Below are 10534 nucleotides of genomic sequence, written 5' to 3'. Positions count from 1 at the left end.
GGGGGGGGGGCCCCCCCCCGCCGTCGTCATGAGCAGACCTTGCCGTCCTCGGGCACCGTGCCGTCCAGCAGGTACGCGTTCACCGTGGAGTCGACGCAGCCGCTGCCACTGCCGTACGCGCCATGGCCCTCGCCCTTCCAGGTGAGCACCACACCGACGTCCTCGCCCAGTTCGTCGGCCATCCTCCGGGCCCCCTCGTACGGCGTGGCCGGGTCGCCGGTGTTGCCCACGACCAGCACCGGTGCCGCGCCCGGCGCGCTCACGTCCGGAGTGTCGTGCTGACCGGGCACCGGCCAGTCGTGGCACCAGCCGGCCGTGTCCCAGCCGAGGAAGGCCCCGAACACCGGTGAGATCTCCTCGAACTCCGGCAGCAGCTTCTTCGTCTCCTCCACGGTCGGCCGCTGCCTGGCGTCCAGGCACGATATGACCCGCTGGGAGTGGGTCGTCGTGCCGTACTCTCCCTCGGCGCTGCGTTCGTTGTAGCCGTCGGCCAGCGCCAGCAGTTCCGTACCGTCACCGTCCTGCGCCGCCTCCAGCGCGCTGGTGAGCGCCGGCCAGCCGTCCTTGCTGTACAGCGGCAGGACGATCCCGGTCACCGCCAGCGTCTGCGTCAGCTCGCGCCCGGAGGACGCCGGCAGCGGTTCGGCGTCGATGCGCCGCAGCAGCTCGGCGATCTCCCGCGACCCCTGCTCGGGATCGCGGCCGGTGGACTTCAGGTAGTTGTCCAGGGCCAGTTGGAAGCCGCGGGCCTGGTTCTTGGCGTGGCCCACCGTGTCGGCGCTCGGGTCGACCACGGCGTCGAGGGTCATCCGCCCGACCTTCTTCGGGAACAGATGGGCGTAGACGCCGCCGAGTTCGGTGCCGTAGGAGATGCCGAAGTAGTTCAGCTTCTCGTCGCCGAGGGCCTGGCGGATGCGGTCCATGTCGCGAGCGGTGTCCGTGGTCGAGACGTGGGCCATCAGCTCACCGGCGGCCTTCTGGCAGCCCTTGCCGAAGTCCGCGGCGTCCTCGAGGAACGCCCGCTCCTCGGCCGGCGTGTCCGGAGTGCCGTCCACCGTCGCCTCGGCGGCCTGGATGCTCCTGTCGTCGCGGCAGCGGACGCCCTCGCTGGCGGCCACGCCTCGCGGGTCGAAGCTCACCAGGTCGTACCGCTCACGGAGTTCGGCGGCGGTGCCGGCGTAGGACGGCAGCATGGACACGCCGGAGCCGCCCGGGCCGCCGAAGTTGAACAGCAGTGAGCCGAGACGGTCGTCTCCGGTCGCCCTGGCCCGGATCAGCGCCAGCCCGATCGTCCGCCCGTCGGGCTTCGACCAGTCCAGCGGCACCTTCAGCGTGGCGCACTGCCAGTCGTCGCCGGGCGCCGGAGCGTCCTCGGTGGCCTTGCAGTCGCCCCAGTCGAGCGCCGTGGCGCCGCTCTTGCCGTCGTTGCCGGAGTCGTCGTCCGGCGAGCCGCCGCTGCAGCCGGCCGTCCACAGCGCGGCGGCGACCGTCAGGGCCGTCCACCGTGTCAAGCGGGTCATGTGCCGTTTCCCCCCTCGCTGGCCGTCCGCACCGTGCCGCGGATGGCGGTCAGGCCATGTTAGGCAGATTCGCAGCCCGCAGCGCCAGCCTGTGGATAACGCTCTGACCTGCGGGTTCAGTTGTTTCGTCCGTGGCGTGGGCGGTGGCCGGGCGGCCATTCACGAGCAGACGGTCCCGGCCGCGGGCACCTTCCCGTCCAGGAGGTAGCCGTGCACCGCCTGCTGCACGCACCTGTTCTTGCTGGTGTACGCCCCGTGCCCCTGCCCCTCGTACGTCAGTTCCACACCGACGCCCGCACCGAGTTCCTCCACCATCCGGCGCGCGCCCTCGTACGGTGTGGCCGGGTCGCCGGTGTTGCCGATCACCAGGATCGGTGCCGCGCCGGGGGCGCTCACGTCCGGGTCCTCGGCCGCGCCCGGCACCGCCCAGCCGGTGCAGCCGGTCAGTCCCCACGCCATGTAGTCACCGAACAGACGGGACGCGGCCCTGAACTCGGGCAGCCTGCGCTCCACGTCCGCGGGGGTGTGGCGCGCCTTCCTGTCCGCGCAGTTGACGGCGGTGTTGGCCGCGACGAGGTTGCTGTACTCGCCGTTCTCGCCGCGTCCGGTCATCGAGTCCGACAGCAGCATCAGGATGGTGCCGTCACCGTCGTACGCCTGCTCCAGCCCTTGGGTGAGGAACTCCCAGAGCTTCTGCGAGTACAGGGCCTGCGCGATTCCGCTGGTCGCCACGGTCTGGGTGAGCTCTCGCGGGAAGACGCCGGGGATCGGCCTGGCGTCGAGGTCCTTCAGCAGGCCGGCGATGCGGTCCTGCACGTCCTGCGCGCTGTCGCCGACCGGGCACCTCTCGGGCTGCGAGACGCAGTGCTCGGCGTAGTTGTCGAGCGCGAGCTGGAACCCGCGCGCCTGTCCCAGGGAACCCTCCTCCGCGTTCTCCGCGGGGTTCACGACCGCGTCGAACACCGCGCGGCCCACCTTCTTCGGGAACAGGTGGGCGTAGACGCCGCCCAGCTCGGTGCCGTAGGAGACGCCGAAGTAGTGCAGTTTCTCGTCGCCGAGGACCTGCCGCATCAGGTCCAGGTCCCGGGCGGCGTCCGTGGTGCGCACATGCGGCAGGATCCGTCCGGAGTTCTTCTCGCAGGCCGCGTTGAACTCCTCGGTGTCGTCGACGAGTTCGGTGCGTTCGGCGTTGTCGTCCGGAGTGGCGTCCTGCTGGAGGTACGCGTCGAGCTGCCGGTCGTCCAGACACTTCGCGGGGGCGCTGCGGCCGACTCCGCGCGGGTCGAAGCCCACCAGGTCGTAACGGGTGCGCAGGCGCGCGTAGTCCGGGCCGAAGGCGGGCAGTGTGGTGACGCCGGAGACGCCCGGACCGCCGAAGTTGAAGATCAGCGAGCCGATGCGTTCGCTCACCGGGCCGCTGGACACGGCCCGGATCAGCGCGAGGTCGATGGTGTCGCCGTCGGGCTCGTCCCAGTTCAGGGGCGCCTTCATGGTGGCGCAGCTCCACTCGCCCCGGTCGCCCGGCAGCGGTGACGGGGCGGAGCCGCCGCCCTGGGCCTGTGACGGCGCCGGGCAGTCCTCCCAGCCGAGTTCCTGCTCCGTCAGGTCCTCGTCGTCCCGGTCGCCGGCGCCGCAGCCCGTCAGCAGGGCGGGCAGCAGGACGGCGCAGACGGTCAGGGCGGCGGCAGGCAGACGGAAGGGGTGGGGCATGCTCCCATCCTGCGGTCGGCCGCGACGGCACGCGCGGGGCACGGGCCGTCCGAGGTACGGAAGCCGTGGCCGGGCGGCGCAGGGCGCGCGCCCTGCGGCGAAGGCCGGGCGGGGCCGGCCGCGCGCTGCCTACAGGGCGGCCTTGCGCGTGAGGTGGTTGAAGGCGAGCCAGCCCGGCAGCACCGGCAGCCACAGGGTCAGCAGCCGGAAGAGCAGCACCGCCGGCGCGGCGACCTCCTTGGGCAGCCCGACCGCGATCAGACCGACCGTCAGGGTCGCCTCGACGGCGCCCACACCGCCCGGCGTCGGTGCCGCCGACCCCAGCGCGTTGCCCGCGAGGAAGACGACGGCGACGCTCGCGAGGCTGACCGACGTCGTCTCGTCGCCGAACGCGCGGATCGAGGCGTCCAGGCACATCACGAAGCAGGCCGTCAGCAGCAGCATGCCGCCGATTCCGGTCACCAGCTTCTGCGGCCGCTGCAGCACGTCGAGCATGCGCGGCACGACCCCCGCGAACAGCGACCGCACGCGCGTGACGACGAACTTGCGCAGGAACGGCACCGACGTCACCACGAGCACCAGCACCGCCACCGTCAGCAGACCGCCGATCACGGTGCGGGACGGGGACAGGGAGGGTGTCTTCTCGGTACCGGTCAGATAGCCGAAGGCCAGGAGCATGAGGATGTGGCAGCCGAGCCCGAACAGCTGCGACGCGCCGACGCTCGCCACCGCGAGCCCCGGCCGCACTCCCGCGCGCTGGAGGAATCGCGTGTTCAGCGCGACACCGCCCACCGCCGCCGGAGCGACGATCTTCACGAACGAACCGGCGACCTGCGCCGCCACGGTCCGCGGGAACGGCACCCGCTCCGGCACGAACCCGAGCAGGGCCATGGCCGCCGCGACGTAACTGCACGCCGAGAACAGCACCGCCGCCGCCACCCAGCCCCACTCCGCGTTCGCGATCAGCGGACCGAACTCGATGTGGGTGAGCTGCGTCAGCAGGAAGTAGGCGCCGATCGCGCCGGCCATGAAACTGATCAGCGTCCGCGGACGCACCCGTTCCAGGCGGGCCGGCTCGACCGGTGCCTGCGGCCTGATACGCAGCACCTCGTGCCGGATCTGGCTGAGCAGATCCTCCTCGCGGGCCTCCTCCAGGGCCTCGTCGATGGCCCGTTTCTCGGCCCGCTGCTCCGCCCGTGCGGCCTTCTTGTCGACCTTCTCGGGCGCGGCCGCGTGCGGCGGGTCCTCGGCGCCGTGCTCGGCGCGGGCCAGTTTGGCCTGCCGGGACGCCTCCAGGACCGCCTCGCGTTCCCGCTCCGCCCGCTCCCGCGCCAGCTTGCGCAGGGTCGCGCGCGTGGAACGGCTCAGCGCGATCGGCTGGAGCATCGGCAGGCAGTCGGCCACGGTGTCGGGGCCGAGGACGCTCAGCGCGGACGCCACCGCGCGTTCGGCGCCGACCCGGAGGCCCAGCGTCACCAGCAGCTGCGAGGTGTCCATGCGCAGCAGCAGATCGCCGGCCGCGATCTCACCGACGCGCAGGTCGGTGAGGATCACCGTGCCGGAACGATCCACCAGGATGGCGTCTCCCACCAGCCTGCGGTGCGCGATACGGCGGGACTGCAGGGCGCGTACCTGGTGCCAGGTGTCGCGCAGCAGTTCGTCGGTGATCTCCTCGTCGGCCAGCGAGTCGAGGGTGCGCCCGCCGCTGTGCTCGTAGACGAGCATCACCGCGTCCGGGCCGAGTTCGGAGGTGGCGATCAGCTTGGGCGCGTTGGCGCCGGCCGCGATGGCCGCGTAGGCGAGGAGCGCCTCCTGCTCCAGCGCCTGGCGCAGCGACTGCAGGCTGCTGCGGGTGGCGAAGCCGCGCAGGGCCAGGTTGCGCCACGCGCGGTAGAAGAATCCCTGCGCCTGCTGCTCGCGGTCGACCACCGTGACGTCCAGCGGCGGACCGTCCTCCAGGGTGACGAAGTAGCGGCGGCCGCGGTCGCCCGCCTCGGCGGCGTCGGACGCCTCCACGCGGGACGCGCTCACGGGGCGGAAGCCGACGGTGCGCAGGCCCGCCATCAGGGTGCGTCCGGTGGGGCGCACATTGGGCGAGCCGACCGCGTAGAGGGTGCCGTAGGCGACGGTCCAGCCGATCAGGACCGTCAGGATGATCGAGAACGGTGTCGTGTACCCCGTGACGAGCATCGAGAAGGCGTCGAGGAGCAGCACCACCCACAGCACCGCGCGCCAGCGGGGTCTGCGGGACATGCCGACGGCCGTCATGTAGGCGATGACCGGGGCCAGGTAGCCGTGCACCGGGTCGGTCAGGGCGTGGATGTCGCCGGGGGAGGGCTGGGTGAGCGCCTCCTGGATGGAGTCCGGCGCGGCCCGTGCGACCCACAGGTCGGTGGCGAGTGTCACACCGTGCGCGAGGACGGCGGCGAGGACACCGTCGGCGATCCGCAGTCCGTCGCGTTTGATCAGCCGTTCGATGGCGAAGGCGACCGGCACCAGGAGGATGGCGATGCTGGAGGCCAGGCCCGCGATCTTGATGAGCAGGTCGGGTGCCTGCCCGGTGCCCTTGGTGATGTCCTGTTCGAGACCCGAGGTGGTGCCGTGGGCGAACGCGGCGATCGCCAGCAGCACCACGACGGCGAGGACACCGCCGAGGAGCCGCATGAGGTCCGACGGGCGGTGCACCCGCGCGGGGAGCAGCGGTTCGTCGCCCTCCACCTCGTCGATGTGCACGGTCTCGGGATCCGTGGAGTTCGCGGCGTCCGGGCGTTCCGGGGTTCCGGGGCGCCGTGCGGTGTCCCGGCGCGACGACGCGTCAGGGGTGCCCTCCGTGTCTCCGGGGTGCGCACCCTGCTGCTTCATCGTCTCTTCTCGATCTCGTATCACCGGTCACCGCCCGCATGATGGTGGCATGCCGTACCGCCACAAGGGGGCATCAGGGTCCGCAAGCGGGGCGGCACAGTCTGCCCGAAGCGGTGCCCCGGGGCGAGCCGCGCACACACGTGCGCGCGCCTCGCGTTGTCGGTGGGGTGCGGCAGGATGGGCCGGATGAGTCAGGAGAGCCTTCCGTCCGACAGCGGTTCCGCGCACCCGGACGCCCTGCCGGAGTACGCCGAGCGCGTCCTCGAGGTGGCCGAGCTGATCCCGCCCGGACGTGTCATGACGTACGGGGACGTGGCCGAGTGGCTGGGGGAGGGCGGCCCCCGGCAGGTCGGGCGCGTGATGGCGCTGTACGGGGGAGCCGTCCCGTGGTGGCGCGTCGTCCGCGCGGACGGTGTGCTGCTGCCGGGCCACGAACTGAGAGCGCTCGGCCACTACCGGGCGGAGGGCACGCCGCTGAGGGAGGCGGGACGGGCCACGGAGGGCCATGTGCCGCGCCTCGACATGAAGCACGCGCGGTGGGACGGCGCCGGGCACACCGAGGGTCACACCTGACAGCTTCCGCCATCGCGCAGCCCGCCGTGTGACCTGTGATCCACCAGGGGGACATGAGGCGCAAGGACGGCATGACGTACGTTCGTGAGGCGAGGGACATGTGTGGCCGGAGTGACCGGAGGGAAGAAGCGGAAGCCCTGCTTTCGTGCTTTTCCGCGGCGTAGCGTCGCCAGCGCGTGCTCCCCTCACCCCGCGCCCGCCGCCCCGCACGCGCGGCGAACGGCACCACAGCACACCCACCAGGACCGGCGAACCACGTGAGCTCCTCTTCCTCCACCAGCGGCCTGTCGCACCCCCAGGTGCGGCGGGGGAATCGTGGCGCTTATCGACTGGTGCGTACCCCGCCGGCTCGCACGGACCCCCCTCGTCTGGACGCCGCACAGCGCTCCGTGGTTGAGCACCGGACCGGTCCGCTGCTCGTTCTCGCAGGTCCGGGCACCGGAAAGACGACCACCCTGGTCGAGTCCGTGGCCGCGCGGATCGCCCGCGGCGGGGACCCCGAGCGCATCCTCGTGCTGACGTTCAGCCGCAAGGCGGCCGTCGAACTGCGCGACCGCATGGCCCTGCGCATCGGCGCCGCGCGCGCCCCGCAGGCGACCACGTTCCACTCGTTCTGCTACGCCCTGGTCCGCGCCCACCAGGACAGCGAACTCTTCGTGGAGCCGCTGCGGCTGCTGTCGGGCCCCGAGCAGGACGTCACCGTCCGCGAACTGCTCGCCGGCCAGGTCGACCTGGAACGGCTCGGGCTCGCCCATGTGCGCTGGCCGGACGAACTGCGCGCCTGCCTGACCACCCGCGGCTTCGCCGACGAGGTCCGCGCGGTGCTCGCCCGCAGCCGCGAACTGGGCCTCGGACCGGACGCCCTGGACGCCTTCGCCCGCCGCATCGGCCGCCCCGACTGGCGCGCCGCCTCCGCCTTCCTCGCCGAGTACCTGGACGTCCTCGACCTGCAGGGCGTGCTCGACTACGCCGAACTGGTCCACCGTGCGGTGCTCCTCGCCCGCCGTCCGGAGATCGGCGGGCCGCTGGCCGCGCGGTACGACGCCGTGTACGTCGACGAGTACCAGGACACCGACCCCGCCCAGGTACGGCTGCTGCGCGCGCTGGCCGGCGGACGCACCCTCGTCGCCTTCGGCGACCCCGACCAGTCGATCTACGCCTTCCGCGGCGCAGACGTCAACGGCATCCTGGACTTCCCCCGCACCTTCCCCCGCGCGGACGGCCGCCCGGCCCCCGTCGCGGTGCTGCGCACCTCCCGGCGTTCCGGCGCCGCGCTGCTGGACGCCACCCGGCGGGTGACCCAGCGGATGCCGTTGACCCGGCTGCCCGCCGACAAGGTCCGCGCCCACCGGGAGCTGACGCCGGTACGGGACGGCGGCCGGGTCGAGGTGTACACGTACCCGACCTCCGGCACGGAGCTGGACAACATCGCCGACATCCTCCGCAGGGCCCACCTGGAGGACGGCGTTCCGTGGAACGACATGGCCGTGCTGGTGCGGGCCGGCTCCCGCACCCTGCCCACCGTCCGCCGCGCGCTGACGTCGGCGGGCGTCCCGGTGGACGTCGACGGCGACGCCCTGCCGCTGCGCCACGAACCGGCGGTGGCCCCGCTGCTCACGGCACTGCGCGCGGTGGCCACGGCGGAGGCGGGCGCCCGGGAGGACGACACCACCGGGCCGACCGCCGACGCCGGGGCGGCGGGACCGGCCCCAAAGGAAGCGACGAACGCCGTGGCGGATGCCTCGGCGGGCGACGGGCGGGATGCGGGTGATGGCGCGGCACCGGGGCAAGGGCCCGGTGGTGGTGCTCCGGCAGGGCGGGCCACCGACGACGACACGGCGGAGCAGCGGGAGTCCGGCGACGCAGCGGCCGCGGGGCCGGCGTCGGACGCCGAGGCCTGCTGGCTCGACACCGAAACCGCCCTCACGCTGCTCGCCTCGCCCCTCGCCGGAATGGACGCCGCCGACCTGCGCCGGCTCGGGCGCGCCCTGCGCGAGGAGGAGCGGGCCGCCGGCAATCCGCTGCCGCCGCCCTCGGACGAACTGCTCGCGCGTGCGCTGGCCGAGCCGGAACGGCTCGCCGTGCACGACCCCGCCTACGCGCGGGGCGCCCAGCGCCTCGGCGCTCTGCTGCGCCGCGCCCGGGAACGCCTGGCGGGCGGCGGCACGGCCGAAGAGGCCCTGTGGGAGCTGTGGGACGGCACGCCGTGGCCGCAGCGCCTGGAGCGCTCCGCCCGGCGCGGCGGCGCGGCGGGCCGCAACGCCGACCGGGACCTCGACGCCGTGTGCGCGCTGTTCGCCACCGCCGCCCGCGCGGAGGAACGCACCGGCGGCCGCGGCGCCCTGAACTTCCTGGAGGAGATCGACGCCGAGGACATCGCCGCCGACACCCTCACCCGGCGCGCCGCCCGCCCCGACGCCGTGCGCCTGATGACCGCGCACCGCTCCAAGGGCCTGGAGTGGCGCCTGGTCGTCGTGGCCGGTGTCCAGGAGGGCCTGTGGCCGGACCTGCGCCGCCGCGGCTCCCTCCTGGAGGCCGACCGCATCGGCCGCGACGGACTCGCCGAACCCCTCACCCCCGGCGCACTGCTGGCGGAGGAACGCCGCCTGTTCTACGTGGCAGCCACGCGCGCGCGTGAGCGTCTCGTCGTGACGGCGGTGAAGGCGCCCGCCGACGACGGCGACCAGCCCTCCCGCTTCCTGACCGAACTCGGCGTCGAGCCCAGGGACGTCACCGGACGCCCGCGCCGCCCGCTGTCCGTCGCCGCGCTCGTCGCCGAACTGCGCGCCACCACGGTCGACCCCCGGGTCTCCGACACCCTCCGGGAAGCGGCCGCCGTGCGGCTGGCCAGGCTCGCCGCGCTCGCCGACGAGGACGGCCGCCCCCTGGTGCCGTCCGCGCACCCCTACCGCTGGTGGGGCATGTTCGAACCCACGGCGTCCAAGGTGCCGCTGCGCGACCGCGACCAGCCCGTCGTGCTCTCCGGCAGCGCCCTCGACCAACTCGCCAACACCTGCGCCCTCCAGTGGTTCCTGGGCCGCGAGGTGAAGGCCGACGCGCCCGCCACCGCCGCCCAGGGCTTCGGCAACGTGGTGCACGTCCTCGCCGACGAGGTGGCCTCCGGGCACACCCCGGCCGACCTCGACGTCCTGATGGAACGCCTCGACTCGGTGTGGAACGCGCTGGCCTTCGACGCGCCGTGGAAATCGGCGCAGGAGAAGGAGAACGCGCGCGTGGCACTCGAACGCTTCCTGCAGTGGCACGTCATGGACCGCACCGGCCGCACCCCGGTCGCGAGCGAACACGACTTCGACGTCACCATCGAGGCGGGCGACCACCGGATCCGGGTCCGCGGCCAGATGGACCGCGTCGAGGCCGACGGCGACGGCCGCGCCTACGTCGTCGACTTCAAGACCGGCAAACAGGCGATCGGCGCCGCCGAGGTCGCCCGCCACCCCCAGCTGGCCGTCTACCAGCTCGCCGTCCGCGAGGGCGCCGTGGACGACCTCTTCGACGGGGTGCGCCCCGAACCGGGCGGTGCCGAACTCGTCCAGTTGCGCCAGGGCGCCGCCAAACGCGACGGCGGCGAGTCGCTGCCCAAGGTGCAGGCCCAGGAACCGCTGGAGGGGGAGTGGGTCGGCGACCTGCTGGCCACCGCGGCGGGCAAGGTCCTCGACGAACGGTTCACGCCGACCGCCGGCCAGCACTGCGCGCACTGCGCGTTCCGGGCCTCGTGCAGCGCCCGTCCGGAGGGCCGGCACGTCGTCGAGTGACCGGCGTGACGCATCGCACCACCCGTTCCGACCTGCACTTCTCCGCTCCCGGCCCGCGTTCGCGGCCTGCGCTGTCAGTGCCCGCCGCTAGCCTCT

The 10534-nt window shown here is 73.4% G+C and carries 5 protein-coding genes; 2 read left to right on the top strand and 3 right to left on the bottom strand.

Annotated features, from left to right (window positions below; all coding sequences use genetic code 11):
* Positions 1-26: 26 nt before the first annotated feature.
* The 3 genes from FGW31_RS11415 to FGW31_RS11405 form a co-directional block, all read right to left on the bottom strand.
* The gene (locus FGW31_RS11415; RefSeq protein WP_142193276.1) at positions 27-1520 is read right to left on the bottom strand and encodes an alpha/beta hydrolase; all 1494 of its coding nucleotides are present in this window, start codon (positions 1518-1520) and stop codon (positions 27-29) included.
* A gap of 159 nt (positions 1521-1679) precedes the next feature.
* Complete coding sequence (locus tag FGW31_RS11410; protein WP_142193275.1) at positions 1680-3230, bottom strand: alpha/beta hydrolase; 1551 nt, start codon at positions 3228-3230, stop codon at positions 1680-1682.
* A 129-nt stretch (positions 3231-3359) separates the two neighbouring features.
* Complete coding sequence (locus tag FGW31_RS11405) at positions 3360-6092, bottom strand: lysylphosphatidylglycerol synthase transmembrane domain-containing protein (protein WP_142193274.1); 2733 nt, start codon at positions 6090-6092, stop codon at positions 3360-3362.
* A 186-nt stretch (positions 6093-6278) separates the two neighbouring features.
* Here FGW31_RS11405 and FGW31_RS11400 point away from each other — a divergent pair, with 186 nt between their 5' ends.
* Together FGW31_RS11400 and FGW31_RS11395 are read left to right on the top strand one after the other, a co-directional pair.
* Positions 6279-6665, top strand: a complete 387-nt coding sequence (locus tag FGW31_RS11400) for an MGMT family protein (protein WP_142193273.1) — start codon at positions 6279-6281, stop codon at positions 6663-6665.
* Positions 6666-6922: 257 nt separating this feature from the next.
* Positions 6923-10438, top strand: coding sequence for an ATP-dependent helicase (locus FGW31_RS11395; protein WP_142193272.1), 3516 nt, complete (start codon positions 6923-6925; stop codon positions 10436-10438).
* The last annotated feature ends 96 nt before the right edge of the window (positions 10439-10534 follow it).

This window comes from Streptomyces calvus (assembly GCF_006782915.1).
Classification (GTDB): domain Bacteria; phylum Actinomycetota; class Actinomycetes; order Streptomycetales; family Streptomycetaceae; genus Streptomyces; species Streptomyces calvus.
The sequence above is the reverse complement of the archived record's forward strand: the minus strand, read 5'-3'. Positions and strand labels throughout refer to the sequence as shown.